Here is a 24,396-nt window from a genome sequence, read left to right as displayed (position 1 = left end):
AGCCGCCCCGGAGGGACGGCTTTTTAATCAGTACCACTGTTCAGCTAAGTCGCTGTCAGTTAAGACTCTTTGCTGCCACGTGAAGCACGTTTACGATCATTCTCAGTCAAATGACGTTTACGGATACGTACAGACTGAGGAGTCACTTCTACCAGTTCGTCATCATCGATGAATTCCAGAGCTTGCTCCAGAGTCATTTTGATGGCAGGAACCAGAGTGGTGGCTTCATCAGTACCGGAAGCACGCATGTTGGTCAGTTTCTTACCGGTCAGGCAGTTCACGGTCAGGTCGTTAGAACGTGAGTGAATACCGATAATCTGGCCTTCATAAACTTCAGCACCGTGACCCAGGAACAGCTTACCGCGGTCCTGCAAGCTGTACAGTGCGAAAGCAACCGCTTTACCCTGACCGTTAGAGATCAGTACACCGTTCTGACGCTGACCCACTTCACCCTGACGCAGATCACCGTAGTGGCTGAAGGTAGAGTACAGTAAACCCGTACCTGAAGTCATGGTCATGAATTCGTTACGGAAACCAATCAGACCACGGCTTGGGATTTCGTAATCCAGACGCACACGACCTTTACCATCCGGGTCCATGTTTTTCAGGTCGCCTTTACGCTCACCCATCGCCTGCATCACCGCACCCTGGTGCTGTTCTTCGATATCCAGAGTAACGTTTTCGTAAGGTTCCTGTTTACGTCCGTCAATTTCCCGGAAGATAACTTTCGGGCGGGAAACCGCCAGTTCAAAACCTTCACGACGCATGTTTTCGATAAGCACAGATAAGTGCAGCTCACCACGGCCAGACACACGGAAAGCATCCGCGTCTTCGGTCTCTTCAACCCGCAGTGCCACGTTGTGCACCAGTTCTTTCTTCAGGCGATCAAGGATCTGACGTGAAGTGACGTATTTACCTTCTTTACCACAGAATGGTGAGGTATTTACGCAGAAGAACATACTCACGGTAGGCTCATCAACCGACAGAGGAGTTAGCGCTTCCACGTTCTGTGGATCACAGATAGTGTCAGAAATGTTCAGTTCACCCAGACCAGTGATAGCAATGATGTCGCCAGCTTCAGCTTCAGTGCTCTCGATACGCTCCAGACCCAGGTGGCCCAGTACTTTACCGACTTTACCATTACGGGTTTTGCCTTCAGCATCAATCACAGTGACCTGCTGGTTCGGTTTGACTTTACCGCGTTTAATGCGGCCAATCCCGATAACACCCAGGTAGTTGTTGTAATCCAGCTGAGAGATCTGCATCTGTAACGGACCATTCAGGTCAACGTTTGGTGCAGGAACATGCTTAATGATGGCTTCGTACAGTGGCGTCATGTCTTCCGCCATCTCTGCATGATCATCACCGGCGATCCCCTGAATTGCCGATGCATAGATGATCGGGAAATCCAGTTGCTCGTCGGTCGCATCCAGGTTAACAAACAGATCAAAAACCTGATCAACGACCCAGTCAGGGCGTGCGCCCGGACGGTCAATTTTGTTAATAACAACAATAGGCTTCAGACCATGAGCAAATGCTTTTTTGGTCACGAAGCGCGTCTGTGGCATCGGGCCATCAATCGCATCCACTACCAGCAGAACCGAGTCTACCATCGACATTACACGCTCAACTTCTCCACCGAAGTCGGCGTGTCCCGGAGTATCGACGATATTGATTCGATAGTCGTTCCACTTAATTGCAGTGTTTTTAGCGAGAATAGTAATCCCACGCTCTTTCTCCAAATCGTTGGAGTCCATCACACGCTCAGTTGCTTCGGTACGGGCGTCAAAAGTACCAGACTGTTGTAACAGCTTATCAACCAGGGTCGTTTTTCCATGGTCAACGTGCGCGATGATGGCGATATTACGCAAATTTTCGATCACAGCTTTGCCTCAGGCATTAGAAATAGCGCGCTATTGTACACGGATTAGTCGAAAGACTGAATATGTTCACAGTATTCCTTGAAACTTTCTCAGTGACTTTTTACCACCGCTGATTATCAAGGCAGACTACGTTCATTTTTAGTGCAATATTATCCCTGTTTCGACGTTATGCACTATAATGGTGCTGTATGATGACAGAGTTTGGATCATAATGGTGCATCTCTCCGGTTCGGTGCCTCCCCTAAACGGGGCACAAAGGCCGCTATAACACCGTTTTCAGACAAAATATAAAGTTGGCACAGATTTCGCTTTGTATTATCTAAGCAAAAACGACAGTTTGAAACGGTTGGAAGCTTGTCGGGAACATTGACCGGAAAATGCGCGGCGCCTCGTGATCCTTTACCAGTACAGGTTCTCTACCCACGACAACAATGAATATTTCAGGAGAGTTAGTATGTCCGTTGAACACGTTCTCTCATTGATGAACGAACATGAAGTTAAGTTTGTTGATCTGCGTTTTACCGACAGTAAAGGTAAAGAACAGCATGTAACCATCCCTGCTCACCAGGTTAACGAAGACTTCTTTGAAGAAGGTAAAATGTTCGATGGTTCTTCCATCGGCGGCTGGAAAGGCATTAACGAATCAGACATGGTGCTGATGCCGGATGCAACTACCGCTGTTCTGGACCCATTCTTCGAAGATCCAACCCTGATCATTCGTTGTGATATCCTGGAACCAGGTACACTGCAAGGTTACGACCGTGACCCGCGTTCAATCGCGAAACGCGCTGAAGATTTCCTGCGTTCTTCAGGCATTGCTGACACTGTACTGTTCGGACCTGAACCTGAATTCTTCCTGTTCGACGATGTGCGTTTTGGCGCTACCATGTCTGGTTCTCATGTTGCTATCGACGATATCGAAGCGGCATGGAACACAGGTAAAGCCTACGAAGGCGGTAACAAAGGTCACCGTCCGGGCGTTAAAGGCGGCTACTTCCCGGTGCCTCCGGTCGACTCAGCTCAGGACATCCGTTCTGCTATGTGTCTGACTATGGAGCAAATGGGCCTGGTTGTTGAAGCTCACCACCACGAAGTGGCTACTGCTGGCCAGAACGAAGTGGCAACCCGCTTTAACACTATGGTGAAAAAAGCGGACGAAATTCAGATTTATAAATATGTGGTACATAACGTAGCGCACGCTTACGGCAAAACTGCCACCTTTATGCCAAAACCAATGTTTGGTGATAATGGTTCAGGTATGCACTGCCACATGTCACTGTCGAAAGACGGTACTAACCTGTTCTCTGGCGACAAATACGGCGGCCTGTCTGAAACTGCTCTGTTCTACATCGGCGGTATCATCAAACATGCTAAAGCGATTAACGCCCTGACTAACCCAACCACCAACTCTTATAAGCGTCTGGTCCCGGGTTATGAAGCACCGGTCATGCTGGCTTACTCTGCCCGTAACCGTTCTGCGTCAATCCGTATCCCGGTAGTTGCCAGCCCGAAAGCACGTCGTATCGAAGCTCGCTTCCCGGATCCAGCGGCTAACCCATACCTGGCGTTTGCGGCACTGCTGATGGCCGGCCTTGACGGTATCATCAACAAAATCCATCCTGGCGATGCGATGGATAAGAACCTGTATGACCTGCCTCCGGAAGAAGAAGCTGAAATTCCAAAAGTAGCAGGATCACTGGAAGAAGCGCTGAACGCACTGAACGAAGACCGCAGCTTCCTGACCCGTGGTGGTGTTTTCACTGACGATACTATCGATGCTTATATCGCACTGCGCAAAGAAGATGATGATCGCGTACGTATGACTCCGCATCCGGTGGAATTCGAACTTTACTACAGCGTTTAATCTCTCTTGTAGTTTTGTTGCCGTGGAAAATTTCAGCCCATCTCCGGATGGGCTTTTTTCTCCGCAAATTCAGCATTCAGAGAGATATTTCGGTCAGTCAGCTCAGATTTACTGCCGGTTTATTGTCCGAATACAGCGAAAACACCAGCGAGTCGCCAACTCATCTCACAGTCAACAGCAGCGTATTTCACTGGTAAACGCGGAGAATTATACATGATATCCAACACACAGCCCGATGCAGTGCAGATCTTAAACTCTCTCATCAATAGTGTGTTAGTCGTCGATAACAACCTGGTGATCCATTACGCGAACCCGGCGGCACAGCAATTGCTGGCGCAGAGTTCCCGTAAACTGTTTGGTACGCCGCTCCCGGAACTCACCGGCTATTTTTCCTTAAATATTGAGGTGATGCTGGAAAGTCTGCAAGCCGGTCTGGGTTTTACCGACAGTGAAGTGACCATTGTGGTTGATGGCCGGGCGCATATCATGTCTCTTACCGCTCAGCAGTATCCTGATCAACAGATTCTGCTGGAAATGGCGCCGATGGATAACCAACGTCGTCTTAGTCAGGAACAGATCCAGCACGCACAGCAGGTTGCCGCCCGTGATTTAGTGCGCGGTCTGGCTCATGAAATTAAAAATCCGCTCGGCGGATTACGCGGTGCCGCCCAGCTGCTTTCCAGAGCCCTGCCGGACCCGTCATTAAATGAATATACCAAAGTGATTATCGAACAGGCCGACCGGTTACGTAATCTGGTCGACCGGCTGCTTGGGCCTCAACAACCTGGCATGCACGTTACCCAGAGCATTCATCAGGTCGCGGAACGCATTGTTAACCTGGTGTCGATGGAGCTGCCGGATAACGTCACTCTGGTCAGAGATTACGACCCCAGTCTGCCTGAATTGCCGCATGACCCGGATCAGATTGAACAGGTTTTACTGAACGTAGTACGTAATGCGTTACAGGCGTTAGGCGAAGCTGGAGGCACAATCACCCTGCGGACCCGTACCGCATTTCAGCTAACGCTGCATGGTGTTCGCTACCGTCTGGTGGCGCGGATTGATGTGGAAGATGACGGACCGGGGATCCCACAGCAGCTGCAGGATACTTTGTTTTATCCAATGGTCAGCGGGCGGGAAGGTGGTACCGGTCTGGGCTTATCCATTGCCCGTAGCCTGATTGACCAACATTCAGGAAAAATAGAATTTAACAGTTGGCCAGGACATACCGAATTTTCGGTGTTCCTGCCTATTCGCCAGTGAGGTTTCCATGCAACGAGGGATAGTCTGGATCGTCGATGACGATAGCTCCATCCGCTGGGTGCTTGAACGCGCGCTCACTGGAGCCGGTTTGAGTTGTACCGCGTTTGATAACGGGGATGATGTGCTGGAGGCTTTAGCCAGCAAAACACCGGATGTATTACTGTCAGATATCCGCATGCCCGGGATGGACGGGCTGGCGTTGCTTAAACAAATTAAGAAACGCCATCCCATGCTGCCGGTTATCATTATGACTGCACATTCCGATCTGGATGCGGCGGTCAGTGCTTACCAGCAAGGCGCGTTTGATTATCTGCCAAAACCTTTTGATATAGATGAAGCGGTCGCTCTGGTAGAACGAGCCATCAGCCATTATCAGGAACAGCAGCAACCGCGCAACCAGCCGGCCAGCGGGCCAACCACCGATATTATCGGTGAAGCTCCGGCAATGCAGGATGTCTTCCGGATTATTGGCCGCCTGTCACGTTCCTCGATCAGTGTGCTGATTAACGGGGAATCAGGAACCGGTAAAGAACTGGTCGCTCATGCTTTGCACCGCCATAGTCCGCGGGCCAAGTCACCGTTTATTGCCCTGAATATGGCGGCGATCCCCAAAGACCTGATTGAATCTGAGCTGTTTGGCCATGAAAAAGGGGCATTTACCGGGGCTAACTCGGTGCGTCAGGGACGGTTCGAGCAGGCCGATGGTGGCACACTGTTTCTGGATGAAATTGGTGATATGCCACTGGATGTACAGACCCGGCTGCTGCGTGTACTGGCCGATGGACAGTTCTACCGTGTCGGTGGCTATGCTCCGGTGAAAGTGGATGTCCGAATCATTGCAGCGACTCACCAGAACCTGGAGTTACGGGTGCAGGAGGGTAAATTCCGTGAGGACTTGTTCCACCGTCTGAACGTTATTCGAATTCATCTGCCCCCGCTGCGTGAACGCCGCGAAGATATCCCACGGCTGGCCCACTATTTCCTGCAGATTGCCGCGCGGGAATTGGGGGTGGAAACCAAGATATTACATCCGGAAACCGAAGCTGCGCTGACTCGTTTGCACTGGTCTGGTAATGTCCGACAGTTGGAAAATACCTGCCGCTGGCTGACAGTAATGGCAGCCGGTCAGGAAGTTTTGATCCAGGACCTTCCACCGGAGCTGTTTGAAACCAGCACCCCGGAAACCCCGGTACAGTCATCCCCCGACAGTTGGGCCACGCTACTGGCGCAATGGGCTGACAGAGCATTACGTTCCGGTCATCAAAATCTGTTGTCCGAAGCGCAGCCCGAGATGGAAAGAACACTATTGACTACTGCCCTGCGTTATACCCAGGGGCATAAACAGGAAGCGGCCCGTCTGTTGGGCTGGGGAAGGAATACGCTAACCCGTAAACTTAAAGAACTGGGCATGGAATAGCGAATTGCTGGTGCTTCACTGGCCCGCAGACAGTGTCTGCGGGCCTTTTTATTATATGACCCGTGAAAACTGCTGCTGTCGGCTGGCAGCCCGCAGATAGCGGTCAAAGCACATGCAGATATTACGGATCAACAACCTGCCACGAGCCGTCACCTGTAACCGACGTAGTTCAAGCGTCACCAGGCCATCGTCAATAAATGGCCTGAGCAGTTGCAGGTCCTCAGCAAAATAGTCTTCAAAAACTATCCCCCACTGTTGTTCCGTCGTCGCAAAATCCAGTCTGAACTGGCAAATCAGCGCCTTAATCACATCGCGTCTCAGACAGTCATCCTGACTCAGGCTGACCCCACGCCACAACCCTCTGCCACTGGCCGTCACACTCTCCTGCCACTGATTAAGCACTTTGTCATTCTGGGCATAGCTGTCACCGATCATACTAATGGCTGAAACACCCAATCCCAGTAAATCTGTGTTTCCGTGGGTCGTATACCCCTGAAAATTACGGTGCAGCACCCCGTTCTGCTGGGCTACTGCCAGTTCATCGTCCGGCAGGGCAAAATGATCCATACCGATAAACTGGTATCCTCCACCGGTCAGAGTGGCGATGGTATCCTGCAGAATCATCAGTTTCTGCCGGGCATCCGGCAAATCCGCCGCATTAATTTTACGCTGGGCAGCAAACATCTCTGGCATATGGGCATAATTAAACACACTGAGACGATCAGGGCGCAGGGAGAGAATTTTCTGCAGGGTGAAAGCAAAACTTTCCGGTGTCTGCTTTGGCAGCCCATAAATCAGGTCAATATTCCCTGAAGTAAAACCCAGTGATTTCGCCCGTTCCATCAGTGCAAAGATAAATTCTTCATCCTGTTCCCGGTTCACCAGTCGCTGGACCTGCTTATTAAAGTCCTGCACTCCCATACTCAGCCGGTTAAATCCTTCGCTTTTCAGGTGGTCAAGGACATCCAGTTCAATTTCCCGGGGGTCCAGTTCCAGCGACATTTCGGCATCGGCAGCGAAAGTAAAATGTTGCCTGAGAATCCCTGTCAGCCGGGATATTTGAGCTGTCGTCAGAAATGTTGGAGTTCCGCCTCCCCAGTGCATCTGAACCACGGTACGCTGACGAAACAGCGGCGCTCTGTGGCGAATTTCTGCCTCCAATGCATCCAGATAACGATCCGCTTTGTGTGCCTGGCGTGTCACGTGCTTATTACAGCCACAGAAGTAGCAGAGCCGATGGCAAAACGGGATATGCAGATAAAGGGATAGAGGGCGGAGAGGATAACGTTGAACCGCTTTCAGGAATTGATTCTCGCTGTAGTGCTCATCGAATTCCAGTGCTGTAGGATAAGAGGTATAACGCGGTCCGGAGTAATTATATTTTTCGATTAATGACTGGTCCCACTCGATACGTGGTAATGACATGTTCACTCCTTCCGCTGACGGGGTCTGAAAGAAGTTCGCGATACTCCGGATAACCGTAAGATTTTCTTGCGACGCAACCGCGATTTCAATCGTGACAGACGACGTAGTTTAGCGAATAACAACAGCAGAAAACACGCATACAGCAGCGCTAAAATTGATCCTGGCCAAAACATAATGAAATATTCCCGGCTGGGGCACAGCATTATGCACTATGCCCGGCCATTAAGGTTAGTTACCCTTCAGTAAGCGGTACATATCCTCTTCTGCTTCGGTATCTTCAGCATCACTGTCATCATCAAGATCGATACCGAGTTTTTCCATCAGTACTTCAATACGATCCAGGGTGCTGTCCAGCCAGGCCTGATCTTCGGCTGGCAATTTCTCGCCGTTTTCCAGTCGATCGAGCAATGCATCAAGGCGTTCACTATTTTCGAGAGCCGACAGTTCCTCACGGGCACTCAATACCGGCGCTGCTTCACGACGTTTTACCGCCGGTTTTGCCGCAACGGCTCCTTCGGCCACTAACGGAACGGGTTTTTTACTGCCCAGCCGAGGATCGGCTTCGTCTTTCATGCCACGGTTGCCCTGGCTCTGTTTTACTTCAGGGTTGCTGCGGTTACCCGTGGCAAGGCCTTTGTGTTTTTTCTGACGCTGGCGTTCACGGCCTTCGATATTGAGTTCAGCGCGGGTTTTGCGTTTCGCAGGTCTGGCACGCGGGGCTTTGGCAGGTTGTTTCATGGTGTTCAGTCTCAACTGTTTTTCTTTAGTATAGAATTGCGGCGAAATCTAGCAGAAACCAGCACAAGAAAAAAGCGACAGCTTGCGCTGTCGCTCATTTCATACTTTCTGTCATTCAGAAAGTCATGTATCTCACATCCGGTTAAGATACTCATCTTATCCATCAGATTCATTCCGTCCTGCTGCCTGGTTCCCTGGCAGGATCTGCTCTGTGTCCTTCCCTGAGCCTGATTTTCCCTGAACCTCTCCCTGAGTGACGTGTAATGTAGTTGATTCTGACAATTCTGCAAGGCAGAAAAAGCAGCAAAAATGCATTCTTTTTCATGATTTAATTTATAGTTATGATATTTAAAATAAATTTTAATAGTTATCAATTTTTTTCAGCCATTGTCTGAGATGACAATAGCTGATCTCTTACATGGTTTGCTGACGCTCAGGGCACAGGCACTTTCGCGCTATAACAGGTATACTGCGGGTATTATCCTGAAATTTATATGTGGAGCTCGACCTTGTCTGGATGGAATTATCACGTCACCCATTTTGTCACCAGCGCCCCGGACATTCGCCATCTGCCCACAGACAGTGGAGTGGAAGTGGCATTTGCCGGGCGTTCGAATGCCGGAAAATCAAGTGCATTAAACACATTAACCAACCAGAAGTCTCTGGCACGTACCAGTAAGACACCAGGCCGTACTCAGCTGATTAACCTGTTTGAGGTCACTGAAGGAATCCGGCTGGTAGACCTGCCTGGTTATGGTTATGCAGAAGTCCCGGAAGAGATGAAGCTTAAATGGCAGCGGGCATTAGCGGAATACCTGCAGATGCGGGACTCTCTGAAGGGGCTGGTTATTCTGATGGATATTCGCCATCCGATGAAAGATCTGGACCAGCAGATGGTGCAATGGGCAGTCACCAGCCATATCCCGGTGCTGGTGTTACTGACAAAAGCCGACAAGCTGGCGTCAGGTGCCCGGAAAAAACAACTGAATATGGTTCGTGAAATGAGCCAGGCTTTTGAAGGTGATATTCAGGTCGAGTATTTCTCATCCCTGAAGAAGATGGGTGTGGATAAACTCAGTCAGAAACTTGATGACTGGTTCAGCACTTATTCCACCACGGTCGAAGATTCGGCGCCAGAAGAGTCGTAACCTGAGTAAATTATCCGGTTAATTCTGACATAAATAGTTACCATAAAAAACGCCCCGTTCACCTGAATGAACGGGGCGGCTAACATTCAGCCAAATCCGATTACGTGAAGTAAAAGGTCTGAAAGATAGAACATCTTACCTCTGTACCCTACGTCTGAAAATGTACCTGATTTTCACCGGTCAATAAAGCCTTTTCTCAGCATTTTTTTAGTAATTTTGATGTTTTATTTCTATGGAAATCACAAAAAAACATTTAGCTTCTTGTCAAAAGCCATAATAAATGCTTATACCTCCTAAAAAACAATAATTTTACCTACCTCAGACAGAAAACCTTTCTAAAATAAATATTTATCACCTTTACGCTGCCCACATTAGATTAAAACTCGCCTCATTCCTTTGAAATAAAATAAATCAAGGCAATGAAATAAAAGGATTTATTTCAACTAACCCAGAAAAATTACGCCAGATGATCCGATGTATTCAGAGGGAAATAATTTTTAATTAAAATAGCTTCTTATCTCTGGTTAAAGGTAAAGTGTTATTTTGGAATAAAAAGTAACAATAAATTAACGTTTATGTTTTTTATTATCTGTTTTGTTGTATAGTGCAGTCTGTTTCGATAACCCCTCGTGATTAAAATGTATCCTGTTGATTATAAAATAATTAAAACACTCCCCCTCCCCGGGTAATTTCTGGCCAATGATTAAACGGGGAGAAAGATATGCTCATTTATTCGGCAGTAACACGGCATTCAATAATAATGAAAACCGTCAGACAGGGAGGAGGTATAAAAGAAAACTTTAGCCATGGACATGATTTTGTGGGCTAGCTCTAAAATTTGAATAATTAAATTAATCTGAGCACGATATTCCAAAACAATTTTCTGCATCACTCATAGAGTAAAATTCCCTTACATCTAATAAGAATAATTATCATGAAAAAAAATAAAGCAGTGCGCAATACTCCCAAAAAGACACTCGTCATGAGCTTGTTCCTGCTTGGGGCTTCCGCTTATCCGGCCGTCAGCCAATCTGCGGATGCCTTAAGCTACGACTCCCCCTGGATGTTTGGTGACTGGGGCGGTACTCGTTCACAACTCAAAGATGAAGGTATCGATTTTCAGGTCAATTATACGATGGAATCTGCGTCGAATCTGGCAGGGGGTTACGATAAATCGACCACGGCCCGCTACAGCGATCAGTGGGCTTTTGGGGTCAATCTGGACCTTGAAAAACTGCTGAACTGGAACGACACCGAGTTCCAGATGACCATCACCAACCGTGACGGGCGAAATGTCTCTGATCAGGTAGGCGATCCACGGGCCCCGATGTTGTCTTCCGTTCAGGAAGTTTATGGCCGTGGGCAGACCTGGCGTCTTACACAATTCTGGTTAAGAAAAGGTTTCTTTGATCACACTCTGGACGTGAAAGCTGGTCGCGTTACCGTGGGCGAAGACTTTGATACCATTGACAGCAAATTCCAGAACCTTGCATTTGGCAATGGCCAGGCCGGTAACTGGCGTGGTGATCACTGGTATAACTGGCCAGTCTCTCAGTGGGGTGGTCGGGTAAAACTCTATTTTACTCCTGAAGTCTTTATGCAGGTCGGTTTCTACAACCAGAACCCGTACAACTATGATCGTGGCGATGGTTTCCGCTTCGAATTTAGCCCGACTTCCGGCAACCTGGTTCCGGTCGAACTGGGCTGGACCCCAAAACTGGGGCCTGAGGGTCTGCCGGGTAACTATCGTATTGGTTATTACTATTCCTCAACACATGATGATGTGTATGGTACATGGCGTAATGGTGGCTATAACGATACCGCACATTCCTATGGCGGCTACCTGGTTGCTCAACAACAACTGACCAGTTGGCGCGGTGATGCTAAACGTGGTCTGACACTGACGGTTCAGGCCGTGATGAATGATCACAAAACCTCAAAAACCGATAACTATCAGTCAGTCTCTCTGGTATGGAAAGGACCGTTTGATGCCCGCCCTGATGATGAAATCGGTATCGGTGCCAGCCGTATTCACGTTAACTCCAGTTACACCCGGATGTTAACGGATGAAAACCGGTTCTACGGTGCTAACAGCTATGAGAGCCCGACTTACCTGCCGGTACAGAAAGGATCTGAATATGACTATGAGGTTTATTACAACGTTCAGGCCACCAAATGGCTGCAGGTTCGTCCAAACCTTCAGTATGTGACCTCTCCTGGTGCCGTCAGCCGGGTGCAGAATGCCTTTATCGGCGGCATCTCCGCCAACGTTAATTTCTAATCCTGTCTGAACGTAAAGGCTGCGAAAGCAGCCTTTACGTATCACAATCCTCCTCCCGGCGTTACACTGGATATCCGAAATACATTGCTGCACAGGCAGATTCATTTTGCCAGTGAGCTAAAGGTAGACATCAGAATATCCCGAGGGAGGCCAGGCAGTGCAATCAGCTAACAACAGAGTCCGGATAGTCAATACACAGACACTTTCTGATGACTGGTATCTGCTCAAAAAATACACTTTTGATTTTCAGCGGCGGGATGGTTCGTGGCAGCGCCTGAACCGTGAAGCCTATGATCATGGAGATGGTGCAGCACTATTGTTGTACAACCGCGAACGCCAGTCGGTCGTTCTCACCCGACAGTTCCGTCTGCCGGCGTTTGTGAACGGTAGCGATGGTATGCTGATTGAGGTTGCGGCTGGCTTACTTGAGGGCGAGCAGCCGGAAGAGAGAATTCGTAAAGAGGCTGAGGAAGAAACAGGCTACCGGATAGATAAAGTTGAGAAAGTTTTTGAAGCCTGGATGAGTCCGGGTTCTGTAACCGAAAAACTTCACCTGTTTGTGGCAGAGTATCAGCCAGCGGATCAAGTAAGTCCGGGAGGCGGATTGCAGGAAGAAGGTGAGGATCTGGAAGTGCTGGAGATGAGCTTCAGTGAAGCTTTACAGGCGATGAAAGCCGGTGCCATTAACGATGCCAAAACCATCATGCTGTTACAATATGCGGCTCTCAATCAACTGATTTAACGGTGACAGACTACATTGACTGCCGGATAAATTCTCCGGCAGACAATGTTTACTCAGGCTATACCAGAACGTTTTTCAGCAGATGATTCGCCAACCGCAGACTTAACGCAGCCCCTGTGAGTGTCGGGTTCATACAGGATGCCGAAGGCATCACACTGGTCCCGGCAATATACAGGTTCGGATGATCATGGGTACGGCAATCAGAATTCACCACCGAATTTTTCGGGTCATCACCCATAATAGTGGTTCCCATTATATGTTGACGATCCTGATAATTAGTGTCGATTTTCAGGACATCTCCCCCCAATAATTTTGCAAAATTCGCAAAATCTTTCAGCCCCTCTTCTTTCCCTGCCTGCCAGTAATCGGTCACACTGTATGATATTTCTGGCAACGGGATTCCAATGGCATCGGTTTTGGTTTTGCTCGGGACAATCCGGTTTTCAGGCAACGGAACTGTCTCAAAATCAATGGCAAAGTTCAGTGAACGGGCAGACAATTTACGCAACTGCGCATCCAGTTCCGAGCCTAAAACCCCTTTGCTAATCAGACCAGATGCATAATCAGCTGTCGGTACGGTATTACGCACTTTGATTTTATAGCTCGGGAAAGTTTTTCTGAACTCACCATCACGGTTATTAAGATAGACCAGTAATTCTGTCGGTCCCTGCCCCGGCCAGACATCTTCCGCCATCATAAAGTTCATACTAATGCCGGTATGCCCCATCAGATTACGGCCGACCTGATCAGAGGAGTTAGCAATACCCTTCGGATATTTCTCTGAGGTGGACATCAGTAATAACTTCGGCGACTCAATCCCATAGGCAGCCACAATAAACAGGTTCGCAGTCAGAGAATGTTCGGAACCGTCGGGCTTTTTATACCAGATTCGGGTGATTTTACCGCTGTCATCTGCCTCGATTTTATACACTACTGAATTGTCGAGTAACTTAGCCCCGAGCCGTTCTGCCTCATCGATATGCATCGAACCATCGTATTTAGCACCAATCGGGCATACCGGGTTGCAGTTATTATTACCTGCACATACCGGACGATTACCCCAGGGACGGGTGGCCCGGCCATTCGGTTCCAGTACCGGGTTATAGCCGCCTTTACCCAATAATTCAGTCAGCCGGTCAAACATATAGCTGGTCGGCAAGCCTGGCATTGGGAAAGGTTTAGAGCGCGGAGGCCAGGGTTTACCCCCGTGTCCGCTCTCATCCTGTCCATCCACCCCGGACACTCCCAACGCATGCTCGGCTTCGCAATACCAGGGTTCCAGCTCATCGTAGCCAAACGGCCAGTCTCTGCCATGCCCGTATAAGGTCTTCAATTTAAAATCGTTTGGAATCATGCGCCATAAAGCAGACCCAAAGTGCCAGGTGGTACCGCCGACAACACGCAGGTATTTCGTCGGATATTTTACCGGCCCCACCTGTTGCAGGTAATTGCCATAAGTGGAAGGAACATGGGGTAAATCAGGATACGGCGAACCGACACCCTGTAATTTCATATTGGTGAGTGACATCTTAAACGGTGAGTTTCTGAACCGGTCAACAATTTGCTGGCGTGTTACCCGTGGCCCCGCCTCAACAATGATCACTGATTTTCCGGCAGCAGCAAGCTGAGTCGCTAACAGCCCCCCCATCACCCCGGAACCAATAATAATGACTTCTGCATCTACGTTATTCTGACTCATACTGCCGGCCCCTGGTATGCGGGTTTATTGTCAACGGCGGCCCAGGAAATCGGACCACTGCCATAGGTTGGAACCACAAGAATGCCTTTGGTGGGCACATACATCATCGCGTCTGCATAAGCGATGAGTTCCAGTTTCTCGTCGTTGCCTACCACTCCCGTGTACCAGGCAGAAATGACCTGAGCTGCTGCCTGTCGTAAATCGGTTCCGATCGCATTTTTCTGCAGAAAATCATCGATATTTTGATATTTACCCGGTTGAATATCCTGTTTAAGCAATCCCAGCTTCTGATCAAATTTATCATCATGGCGATGCAGTGCATCGTAGTAACGCTGAGCCAATATTGGGTTCACCCGACGATTGACTAAAAATTCAGATAACGGGATAAAACCACTGTCCTGAAGCGCCGCGGCGGCTGCACGGAAAGAAGGGAATAGTGAACCACATAATCCGGCAACCGACAGGATACCCATCCCCTGCAGCAGGCGGCGACGTGAAATCCCGGAAGAATGGCGATTATTTGCTGTCATTTTTTCCCCCTTCTGCGTACTGCAGCTACGATCAGACCCAGAATCACCAACACAATCAATCCACCCACCGCTAACACTGCCGGATTAGACAGATAAGCGATAGCGGGTACAGGGCCGCCTTCACGGACGGTTTTCACCTGATCGGCCGTGACAGTCAGTGAAGCATTTCCGTAATTTTTTAAGACATAGTTAGCCACATCAGCAATTTGCTGATCATTGAGCCTGTCGACAAAGGATGCGGCAGGTCCGAATGCCGGCATCGCCACATACTGACCGTCGGCGTGACGGCGTACACCAAACAGAATGGTCGCAATCAGGTTGTCCGGCTGTGCGGCGCCGGTCGCACTGTTGTGGAATAACGACGGATAAAACTCGCTACCTTCACCGTTGGCCTGATGGCAGTTTGCACAACTGTTGCTGAAAACAACCCATCCGGCATCCGGATGATCAGTCGCCCGCATTGCAGCCTCACTGTCTGAAGGCGCACCCTGAGTAAAACGTGATTCCGTCGCTGTAGCCCCGGAGGCAGGTACCTGTTTCAGCCAGGCCACAATGGCATGCAAATCATCATCGCTGAGATGTTGCAGGCTGTTCTCAATGGCCTCCGCCATAGGACCCGCCGCCTGTGCTTTTCCGGCAACATGACCGGTTTTCAGGTACTGAAACAGCTGGTCATCGCTCCAGCTGCCAATACCGGCAGTTTTATCCGACGTGATATTCGGGGCATACCAGCTACCTACCTGCCCGCCAGATAATGCCAGATCATTTTTCTGGCCCATCAGGAAGTTACGAGGGGTATGACAGGCATCACAGTGCTCCAGCACATTGACCAGGTAATCACCACGGTTAAGCTGAGCTGACTTCTGGCTGTCCGGAGTGAAACGTTGCTGGCTGGAAAACAGCATATTCCACAGCGCCATACTGCTGCGAATTGAGAACGGGAACGGAAGACGGGTGGCCGGAGTCGGAGTATCGACCGGTGCCACCCCGTGCATAAAATACTGATACAGCGCATGAATATCACTGTCAGTCATTTTACTGTAGGAGGTATAAGGCATTGCCGGGTAAAGGTGGTCACCCTGTGCATTAATCCCCTCCCTGACGGCCCTGGCAAATTGCTGCTCAGTGTATTTACCAATGCCGGCAGTGACTGACGGGGTAATATTGCTGGCGATAATGTTGCCCATCGGTGAGGCAATCGCATAGCCTCCCGCCATAGCCGCCCCGCTGCCGGGGGAGTTATGACAAGCGCCACAGTCAGCAGCCACTGACAAATACTTTCCTTGCTCAATTATCGTCGATGCTGAAGGATTTTCTGCTGCCTGCACAGCCTTTCCCGAAAACACCGAGAGCCCGATAATTAAAGCCAGACTCGTTGGTCTCACTTTTACACTCCTGCTCATAGCTTCAGTTATTAATCAAAACATCCCCTTGCCGGTCACGGCTAAAGCCATGGTTCAGCGAGGCGAAAATAAAAATAATTTTTTTACGTCTTATTATTCGGAACTGCTGTTTATGATTTTAAAAACAGTAATGACACCAACCCTGCGGCGATTAACGGCCCTACCGGTACACCTTTGAAAAAAGCAACGCCGATAATGGTTCCCACCAGTAATCCCCCGACAATTCCGGGTTGGGCTGACAGGAAAGTGACACCCCGCCCACCGACCCATGAGACAAAAATACCAATCACGATGGCGGAAAGAGATTTCCAGTCCACCAGGGTACGTATCAGTGAGCGAAGTGTCATATCACCACTGGCCAGGGGGGCGATCACTCCAATCGTCAGGATGATGATGCCAATGGTCACCCCCTGGGTTTCGATAAACGGAAAGAACCGGGACAGCGGGGTAATTTTTATCAGGAACAGGGCGACCACGGCATACACAACCGCCATATTGTGGCCCACCATTCCCAGCACACCAATCAACAGCAGTAACAGGTAAGGGAGCAAACTATTCACGCACTTCCCCTGCCAGAACTGCCAGTGCTTTGGCAAAAAAATCCGGACTGCCAAAATTTCCTGATTTCAGGGCCAATGCCAGCGCTTGATCTCCCGTGGTCTGCAATACCGGCACGCCAGGGTCTATCTCTTTTCCGACCGCCAGATGACCGAGCGATAGTGCGCTGACGACCGCTCCGGAGGTTTCACCGCCGCCCACCACCAGCCGACGAATACCAGCTTTCACCAGTAATCTGGCGGTCTCGCCAAACAGATTTTCCAGCGCCGCGGACGTTTCCTGCTGACCATATTTTTGCTGGCTGGCAGCCACTTCTTCAGGTGTTCCGGAAGAATAAATGAGTGGTGCCTGCCCCTGGTGGCTGAGAATAAATTCCACCAGGCTTTCGGCACTCACCTGCCCTTCCATCACCTGTTCCACAGATACCGCAAGCACCGCCGCCTGCCGGCGATGATGTTCAATCTGTCCCAATGTTGCACCAGAACAACTGCCCACCAGAATAGCTTCCGGGCCGTGAATTGCGGGCAATGAACCGTCAGACGGTTTCGCCTTCCCCTCGCGAATAAAATTATGCGGTAACCCGGAGGCAATCGCCGATCCCCCGGATAACAACGGTAACCCTGCACAAGCCAGACCGATCTCTGCCAGATCATGGTCAGTTATCGCATCGGTCACGATCAGCCGGGAACCTTCCGCTGCCAGACTGGCCAGTTGAGATTTTATCTCTGCCGCCCCTGAACATACGGTCTGCCAGGGAATATGACTGACCGGGGTGGTTGCCTGAGCACTCAGCAGCCGGCGAACATCTGCATCTTTCATCGGAGTCACCGGATGATGCTGCATCCCCGATTCATTGAGCAGTTTGTCGTGGACAAACAAATGTCCCTGGTACAGCGTGCGGCCCAGGGCAGGGAATGAAGGACACACCACAATACTTTTTGCCGATAAATGGCGGGCAAGGGCATCCAGTACCGGACCAATATTCCCCTGAGCGGTAGAGTCAAAGGTCGAACAGTACTTAAAGATAATTTGCTGACATCCCTGGGCCTGTAACCAACGACAGGCTGCCAGCGACTGACTCACTGCCAGTTCTGCCGCCACTGAACGACTTTTCAGGGCAACCACCCCGGCATCAATGGACGAGTCAGCCGGTCCTGTCGGTACTCCCAGATATTGCGCAGTTTTCAGGCCACCTTCGCCCTTTAAGCCACGGGCCAGAGTGACTGCAATATCACTCGCCCCGGTAAAATCATCTGCGATTACCCCAATCAACATGCCTGACACCCTCAGAGAAAATTAGCCATAAAATTGTTTTTTTAATGCGTTTACTGCGGCATGTGGCGCGGTCAGTACACGGGTGTTGACCTTCGCACTGACAGCATCCAGCGCCCGTGACGTGGAGAAATGGGCCAGCATAATGGCATCACACTCTGCCAGTTCAGGTGCGCGTTCAGCCACCAAACGGTTATGCTGGTCTGCCTCTCCCTGACGTAACAGATCTATGGCGTCGGCCACCACCAGCGTTTTCAGTGTGGCATTGCTGTTTTGCTGCCTGGCATATTCCGCAAATTCTGCTTCCATCGTGATAACCGACGGCGCAAATGTCGCCAGCATGCCAATGTTTTTCCCCGCCTGCAGGGCCTCTGCGAACATCGCCTCATTGGGCTTCAGTACCGGAATCGGCAATTCCCGGGCCATCTGCTCGATGGCCGGACCAAATGCTGAGCAAGTGACCAGTATCGCAGATGCACCGCAGGCATGACCGTACCGACCAAATTTAACAAACCTATCACATAGCTCCGCAGAGAGTTCCTTTTCTTTCGCCCGGTCAATGGTCAGACCATCGTCCAGCAGATTGACCAGTTCAGCTTCCGGCCATAACTCTTTAAATGCACTGTGAACCGGCGCCATTGCTACAGGGGTGGCATGAAGTAAAACGATCCGATGCGTCATTAACTCCTCCGTCATCCGGGTTTCATCAACAGATTGCTGATAATTTAGCGGTCAATAGTACTGTAAAGACGGAATGTAATGGCTTACAAAATAGTTATTATAGTGACGAGCTTCACAAAAATATATGAACAGGATGTTAATTTATCATTAGACAGCACAGATTATAAGCATTAACTTGTAATCGCTTACATTTCGGGTTACCCCCGGAAACCTGTTGTCTTTAAGGATGAACATTTCACTATGACGGTATCTCTTACTCCCGCGCCTCAGGAAAAATCAACAGAGATTCCTGTGAGCCAGTCCCGCCCGGCCAGCACTGTACCGCACCAGTTTCGCGATCTGCTGGCTCTGGATGATTTTGAACGTCACGCCAGACGCCGTTTGCCACCGATGATTTACCAGTATGTGGCTGGCGGTGTAGAAACCGGACGCGGTATTGCCGCGAATTTCGAAGCCTATCAGCAATATACCTTTCTGCCGCGGATGTTCCGTGACGTCTCCGGTCGCGACCAGGGGACCGAACTATTTGGCAAGCGCTGGCGTCACCCGTTTGGTATAGCCCCACTGGGCGGTGCTTCTTTTGTCTCTTACCGGGCAGACATCAATCTGGCCCGGGCCGCCAAAGCCATGGATGTTCCGATGATCCTCAGTGCCTCTTCGCTGATTCGTCTGGAAGATGTGATTGCCGAAAATCCGGATGCCTGGTTTCAGGCTTACCTGGCCGGCGATCAGCCCCGTATCGACCGGTTACTCGACAGGGTAGAACAGGCGGGATACCGGACACTGGTGGTCACCGGAGATACCCCGATGCTGGGTAACCGCGAACACAACACCCGTAGCGGCTTTAGTATGCCGATTAAAATTACGCCCAAAGTTATGTGGCAGAGTGCCACCAGCCCTCGCTGGCTGCTGGGTACCGTGGCGCAAACTTACCTTCGCCACGGGGCTCCGCATTTTGAAAATACTGATGCTGAGCGCGGCCCACCGATGATGTCTAACAAAGTCCGCAATACCAATGCCCGTGACAAGCTCAGTTGGACGCATGTTGAAGCAATCCGCCGACGCTGGAAGGGAAATCTGGTGATTAAAGGGCTGATGACACCGGCAGACGTATTTATGGCCAGGGACTGTGGTGCCGATGCTGTCATCTTGTCTAACCACGGAGGCCGACAGTTGGATTACACCGTACCGCCGCTACATACTTTGCCAGAAATTGCGGCAGGGAAAGGCCAAATGAAGGTGATTATCGACAGTGGTATTCGTCGCGGTACCGATGTGATGAAAGCCATGGCTCTGGGCGCGGATTTTGTGTTTCTCGGCCGACCATTTTTATACGCCAGTGTTATCGGTGCAGCTCCCTGTATTGAGCATGCGATGCATATTTTGCGGGATGAGATTGACCGTGATATGGCGTTAATAGGCGTCAGAAATCCTGCAGAACTGGATAAAAGCTATCTGAGACGCGGCCCATGGTTTGATAAAGATTTGTAACTGCCCGGAATCTGCCTGACACCTGACACGGCATGCTCTGCATGCCGTGTTATTTTTGTGGAGCACTACCGGTACTGCCACGGATAATCAACTGTGGGGTGACACAGGTCAACGGCTCAGTACGGACATCCTGTAGTGATGACAGTAAATATTCTGCGGCCAGACTGCCAATTTCCGCCAGATCCACCCGCATGGTGGTGAGTGGATGCTCAAGATGCTCGGCATATTCATAATCATTAAATCCGGTAATCGAAATATCATTAGGAATACGCAGATAGCGTTCTCTGGCTGCCCGCATCGCGCCGAACGCCAGTAAATCATTGCCGCAAATCACCGCCGTCGGTGGATTAGGGCCATCCAGCAAACGGAACATTGCTTGTCGGGCATCATTCATCGTGAAAGCACTGTCCACACAGTTTTCAGGAGCCAGAGATAATCCTGCATCATGTAACCCCTGACGAATTCCCTCCAGACGCTCAGACAACCTGTCGTTGGACGGAGGGCTGCCAAAGATCACGGCAAAATCACGATGCTGCAGATCTAACAGGTGTTGCAACAGCTGCCGTGATGCCAGGATACTGTCATAACCGACACTTGGCCGGTGCTGGTCGATAGAAAAAGTCTGGATATAAGGAATTTGCTGCTGTTCCAGTCGCTCCCATAACCGCGGATGATGAGTATGTCCGACCAGCATTAATGCATCGATACCGTACTCAAGCAGCTTATTGACTTCGTTCAGCTCAATATCCATATCGAAGCCTGAATTTGCCAACAGCAGGGTATATCCTTGCTTGTGTATCATCTTTTGAAACGCATCAATAGGCCGGGAAAAGGTTTCTATTGCCAGCGTAGGTACCACTGCACCAATCGTCATACTTTTGCGTGATGCCAGAGTTCTCGCGGCACGGTTAATCACATACCCGAGTTCTTTGCAGGCTCTTTCAACCGCTTCTCTGCGTGATTCCCTGACCGTAGCACTTCCATTGAGTACCCTGGACACGGTCGCCGTGGATACCCCGGACAACCGGGCTACGTCTTCCAGAGAGACACGTGTCGTATTCGGTTTATCAGCCATGATAAATCTCCTAAAAGGTGATGCTCGCCACAAAATTAACACAGAAACCGGTCATCACTTTGAAAGCGCTTACTTTCACCTTGACTGATTCTTGTAATCGCTTACTTTTACGCAATGTTAATAGTGTAGATGAATGTCGTAGATCACTGTTACTAAAATTTACCATTGATTAACAGAATTGTGGTGACATACCACGGCCTGTACCCCTGCATATATAAGCCACACCACGGCAGACAAACTGACGGGTGATAATTCTAAAGGAAAATCGCATGCGCAAGTACCCAAAAATACGCTGGCTGATGATACTTTTCTGCTTCTTTGCCATCGCCATCAACTATATCGATCGCATTAATCTGGCTATTGCCGCACCACATATCAAAAAAGATCTCGGTCTGGATGATGCTTCAATGGGACTTATCCTCGGTGCATTTTTCTGGACCTATGCGTTAATGCAAATTCCGGCCGGCCGTATTATTGACCGGCTGGGGACTCGGATCGGTCTGGCAGTCGCCGTCGGCTGGTGGTCTCTGTTCACCGTTTTCACCGCCTTTGGCCGTGGATTTACCTCCATCTTCATCTCTCGTCTGTTACTCGGTGTCGGTGAATCCGGCGGTAATCCGGGTTGTGCGAAAGTCGTAGCTTCCTGGTTTGCTAAGAAAGAACGCGCCACCGCCAGCGGTATTTTTGACGCCGGCCCACGTGCCGGTAGTGCGTTGGCGTTACCCCTGGTCGCCTGGCTTATTAGCACCTGGGACTGGGAAACTTCATTTGTAGTTACCGGAGCTATCGGGCTGGTCTGGGTGGTAGTCTGGTTGATGTTTTACCGTGATCCTGAAACTAAAAAAGGACTGGATGAAACTGAGCGTCAGAATCTGCTCGAAGACCGTAAAATGGTGGTTTCCCGTCCGGATGAAAAAATCAAACTCTGGTCGTTATTTCGTCACCGTACCGTCTGGGGCATGATGATTGGTTTCTTCTGCATGAACTTTGCCACCTACTTCTTTGTGACCTGGTTCCCGACATATCTGACGATGTCGCAAGGTTTTTCGTTAAAAGAACTGGGTACACTGGGAGCTATTCCTGCATTGATGGGAATACCAGGCAGCCTGTTGGGTGGGCTGACTTCTGACTGGCTGTATAAAAAGGGTCTGAGCCTGACGGCAGCACGTAAGACCTGCCTGATCGCCGGAATGTTGCTCTCTTCAGTGATCGCCTTTGCCGCTTTCACTTCGAGCATCACGGTGATTCTGACGCTGTTTTCACTGACTTACGCCGGACTGGCTTTCACCGCCTCAAATATCTGGACGTTACCTGCAGATGTGGCACCGGCTTCCGGTTATGTGGCGACTCTGGGCGGGATTCAGAATTTCGCCGGAAACCTGGCGGGGATTGTCACAGCTTCATTTACCGGATTTATGCTGAGTGTCAGCCACGGTTCATTTGTGGTGCCCTTAGTCGTTGCCGGCTGTATATGCCTGTTTGGTGCGCTCACATTTATGTTCATTATGGGTAAAGTAGAACCACTGAACATTGATACGAAAGATCAGTCACCATTGCACGTTTCTCAGCCCGGGAATTGCCCCTGAATTTTCACGTATCCGCGATATGCCGCACTCTGCGGCATATACGGTTTCATGCAGGCCCTGATTTTCCCGGTTCCGGCCAGTGCCGACAGGAGTTGAGCCAGCCCTGTAGCCGGCAACAGTCAGCGAGTTTTGCCTGTCACCCTCAGTATCGTTAACCTGTTTTGAGGTTTTGAATGAAAAAGATGTTATTCACTGCGGCACTGCTTGGCCTGTGCTCCGCGTCTGCCAGCGTGTTTGCACAACAACAGGATTATGTTTACATCTCTAACGCCGACAGTGGCACTGTCTCTGGCTGGTCTCTGGACAAAAACAGCCAAAAAATGCAACCCGTCGGTACCTGGGCGGCGGCAAAGAAAGTCATGCCTCTGGTGGTTTCGCCGGACAAAAAGACACTCTATGCCGCTATTCGCAGCAAACCCTATCGGGTGATGAGCTGGCATATTGAGCCAGACGGAAAACTAACACCTGCCGGTGAAAGCCCACTTCAGGAAAGCATGGCCTATATATCGCTGGATAAAACTGGCCGATTTTTACTGTCAGCCTCCTATGGCGGAGACCTCTTTACCATAAACCGTATCAATGACCAGGGAAAGGTAGAGACTCCGCCGGTACAGATTGTCCATACTGGTAAACGTGCGCACTGTATTCAGACTGACCCGACAAATCATTTTTTATATGTCTCACTGTTGGGCGCCGATCAGTTCCTGCAGTTTCATTTCGACCCAAAGAGTGGCAAGGTTACTCCGGCCACCCCACCGGCCGTAAATATTCAGCATGAAGCCGCTATTGGTCCACGCCATTTTGTGTTCGCCCCCCATACGTCTGCCGATGGTAACCGTTATATTTATCTGCTAACCGAAATGGCCGGCAATATCCAGAAACTGAAAATTAATAAAGACGGTACCGTCACCCCGGAAGAAGCTACACCTTCTATTGCCCCGGACATTGCGGCAACCATGCAGAAAGGTGAAGCCCGGCCACTGACTGGCGATTTTGATCTGCCAGCAACACCAAAACCCCGTATCTGGCAGGCCGACATTCATATCACCCCAAACGGTAAGTTCCTTTACTCCACCGAGCGTACCAACAGCCTGCTGACCGCCTTTTCGGTCTCCGAAAAAGATGGCAGCCTGCACTTACTGCGCAGTATTAAAACCGAGAAGCTGCCACGCGGTTTTGCCATTGATAACAGTGGGCATTTCCTGATTGAAACCGGCCTGCAGTCCGACCATTTTTCACTGTACAGCATCAACCCGCAGAGTGGTGAGCTGTCACTGTTGTCCCGCTATCCTTCCGGAGCAGGCGCTAACTGGGTCGCTATGGTCGAACGTTAATAATGC

The 24,396-nt window shown here is 50.1% G+C and carries 20 protein-coding genes; 9 read left to right on the top strand and 11 right to left on the bottom strand.

Translation table 11 applies throughout. The annotated features are described in order from the left end of the window. Nucleotides 1–59 precede the first annotated feature (59 nt). Complete coding sequence (gene typA, locus HA49_RS19050) at nucleotides 60–1,883, bottom strand: ribosome-dependent GTPase TypA (RefSeq protein WP_038016326.1); 1,824 nt, start codon at nucleotides 1,881–1,883, stop codon at nucleotides 60–62. A 454-nt stretch (nucleotides 1,884–2,337) separates the two neighbouring features. Here typA and glnA point away from each other — a divergent pair, with 454 nt between their 5' ends. The 3 genes from glnA (at nucleotide 2,338) to glnG (ending at nucleotide 6,427) form a co-directional block, all read left to right on the top strand. Next, entirely contained in the window at nucleotides 2,338–3,747 is a 1,410-nt protein-coding gene (glnA, locus tag HA49_RS19045) for a glutamate--ammonia ligase (protein WP_038016325.1), read from the top strand. 213 nt (nucleotides 3,748–3,960) lie between these two features. Beyond that, nucleotides 3,961–5,010 (top strand): nitrogen regulation protein NR(II), encoded by a 1,050-nt coding sequence (gene glnL / locus HA49_RS19040; RefSeq protein WP_038016323.1) that lies wholly within the window; start codon nucleotides 3,961–3,963, stop codon nucleotides 5,008–5,010. A gap of 7 nt (nucleotides 5,011–5,017) precedes the next feature. Further along, nucleotides 5,018–6,427, top strand: coding sequence for a nitrogen regulation protein NR(I) (glnG, locus tag HA49_RS19035; RefSeq protein WP_038016321.1), 1,410 nt, complete (start codon nucleotides 5,018–5,020; stop codon nucleotides 6,425–6,427). A 51-nt stretch (nucleotides 6,428–6,478) separates the two neighbouring features. Here the strand turns inward: glnG and hemN are convergent, their stop codons facing one another. Next, a complete protein-coding gene (gene hemN / locus HA49_RS19030; protein ID WP_038016317.1) occupies nucleotides 6,479–7,852 on the bottom strand; it encodes an oxygen-independent coproporphyrinogen III oxidase in 1,374 nt (457 codons plus the stop codon). Between the two features lie 228 nt (nucleotides 7,853–8,080). Then, nucleotides 8,081–8,590: a Der GTPase-activating protein YihI gene (gene yihI / locus HA49_RS19025; protein ID WP_038016315.1), complete on the bottom strand. Its 510-nt coding sequence runs from the start codon at nucleotides 8,588–8,590 to the stop codon at nucleotides 8,081–8,083. 509 nt (nucleotides 8,591–9,099) lie between these two features. Between yihI and yihA the strand changes: the two genes are divergently transcribed. After that, on the top strand, nucleotides 9,100–9,738 hold the full coding sequence (yihA, locus tag HA49_RS19020; RefSeq protein WP_038016700.1) for a ribosome biogenesis GTP-binding protein YihA/YsxC: 639 nt from the start codon (nucleotides 9,100–9,102) through the stop codon (nucleotides 9,736–9,738). An 86-nt stretch (nucleotides 9,739–9,824) separates the two neighbouring features. Here yihA and spfP read toward each other — a convergent pair whose 3' ends face one another. After that, nucleotides 9,825–9,872 carry a small protein SpfP gene (gene spfP, locus HA49_RS22115; protein WP_071892919.1) on the bottom strand — a complete coding sequence of 16 codons (48 nt, stop codon included), beginning with the start codon at nucleotides 9,870–9,872 and terminating at the stop codon, nucleotides 9,825–9,827. 800 nt (nucleotides 9,873–10,672) lie between these two features. On the opposite strand from spfP, the gene HA49_RS19015 reads away from it, so the two are divergent. Beyond that, nucleotides 10,673–12,019 carry a carbohydrate porin gene (locus HA49_RS19015; protein WP_038016312.1) on the top strand — a complete coding sequence of 449 codons (1,347 nt, stop codon included), beginning with the start codon at nucleotides 10,673–10,675 and terminating at the stop codon, nucleotides 12,017–12,019. A gap of 157 nt (nucleotides 12,020–12,176) precedes the next feature. Then, on the top strand, nucleotides 12,177–12,761 hold the full coding sequence (locus HA49_RS19010; RefSeq protein ID WP_038016311.1) for an NUDIX domain-containing protein: 585 nt from the start codon (nucleotides 12,177–12,179) through the stop codon (nucleotides 12,759–12,761). 58 nt (nucleotides 12,762–12,819) lie between these two features. Here HA49_RS19010 and HA49_RS19005 read toward each other — a convergent pair whose 3' ends face one another. From HA49_RS19005 to HA49_RS18980, 6 genes are all read right to left on the bottom strand, one after another. Further along, nucleotides 12,820–14,460, bottom strand: coding sequence for a GMC family oxidoreductase (locus HA49_RS19005; RefSeq protein ID WP_038016309.1), 1,641 nt, complete (start codon nucleotides 14,458–14,460; stop codon nucleotides 12,820–12,822). Next, complete coding sequence (locus HA49_RS19000; RefSeq protein WP_038016306.1) at nucleotides 14,457–14,990, bottom strand: sugar dehydrogenase complex small subunit; 534 nt, start codon at nucleotides 14,988–14,990, stop codon at nucleotides 14,457–14,459. Before HA49_RS19000 ends, HA49_RS19005 begins: the two co-directional genes overlap by 4 nt. Continuing rightward, nucleotides 14,987–16,393 carry a c-type cytochrome gene (locus tag HA49_RS18995; RefSeq protein WP_038016304.1) on the bottom strand — a complete coding sequence of 469 codons (1,407 nt, stop codon included), beginning with the start codon at nucleotides 16,391–16,393 and terminating at the stop codon, nucleotides 14,987–14,989. The genes HA49_RS19000 and HA49_RS18995 overlap by 4 nt, the downstream gene beginning before the upstream one ends. Nucleotides 16,394–16,503: 110 nt before the next feature. Further along, the gene (locus HA49_RS18990) at nucleotides 16,504–16,944 is read right to left on the bottom strand and encodes a DUF441 domain-containing protein (RefSeq protein WP_038016699.1); all 441 of its coding nucleotides are present in this window, start codon (nucleotides 16,942–16,944) and stop codon (nucleotides 16,504–16,506) included. A 1-nt stretch (nucleotide 16,945) separates the two neighbouring features. Next, complete coding sequence (otnK, locus tag HA49_RS18985; RefSeq protein ID WP_038016302.1) at nucleotides 16,946–18,226, bottom strand: 3-oxo-tetronate kinase; 1,281 nt, start codon at nucleotides 18,224–18,226, stop codon at nucleotides 16,946–16,948. Nucleotides 18,227–18,247: 21 nt separating this feature from the next. Next, the gene (locus tag HA49_RS18980) at nucleotides 18,248–18,904 is read right to left on the bottom strand and encodes an aspartate/glutamate racemase family protein (RefSeq protein ID WP_038016300.1); all 657 of its coding nucleotides are present in this window, start codon (nucleotides 18,902–18,904) and stop codon (nucleotides 18,248–18,250) included. Between the two features lie 240 nt (nucleotides 18,905–19,144). Between HA49_RS18980 and HA49_RS18975 the strand changes: the two genes are divergently transcribed. Then, nucleotides 19,145–20,395 carry an alpha-hydroxy acid oxidase gene (locus tag HA49_RS18975; RefSeq protein WP_038016297.1) on the top strand — a complete coding sequence of 417 codons (1,251 nt, stop codon included), beginning with the start codon at nucleotides 19,145–19,147 and terminating at the stop codon, nucleotides 20,393–20,395. A 49-nt stretch (nucleotides 20,396–20,444) separates the two neighbouring features. Here HA49_RS18975 and HA49_RS18970 read toward each other — a convergent pair whose 3' ends face one another. Then, complete coding sequence (locus tag HA49_RS18970) at nucleotides 20,445–21,470, bottom strand: LacI family DNA-binding transcriptional regulator (protein ID WP_038016294.1); 1,026 nt, start codon at nucleotides 21,468–21,470, stop codon at nucleotides 20,445–20,447. A 269-nt stretch (nucleotides 21,471–21,739) separates the two neighbouring features. Here HA49_RS18970 and HA49_RS18965 point away from each other — a divergent pair, with 269 nt between their 5' ends. After that, nucleotides 21,740–23,056, top strand: a complete 1,317-nt coding sequence (locus HA49_RS18965) for an MFS transporter (RefSeq protein ID WP_038016292.1) — start codon at nucleotides 21,740–21,742, stop codon at nucleotides 23,054–23,056. A 173-nt stretch (nucleotides 23,057–23,229) separates the two neighbouring features. After that, nucleotides 23,230–24,390, top strand: coding sequence for a lactonase family protein (locus HA49_RS18960; protein WP_038016290.1), 1,161 nt, complete (start codon nucleotides 23,230–23,232; stop codon nucleotides 24,388–24,390). The last annotated feature ends 6 nt before the right edge of the window (nucleotides 24,391–24,396 follow it).

The organism is Tatumella morbirosei (assembly GCF_000757425.2).
Classification (GTDB): Bacteria; Pseudomonadota; Gammaproteobacteria; order Enterobacterales; family Enterobacteriaceae; genus Tatumella; species Tatumella morbirosei.
Note: the sequence above shows the minus strand (reverse complement) of the source record. Positions and strands in the feature narration are given on the sequence as shown.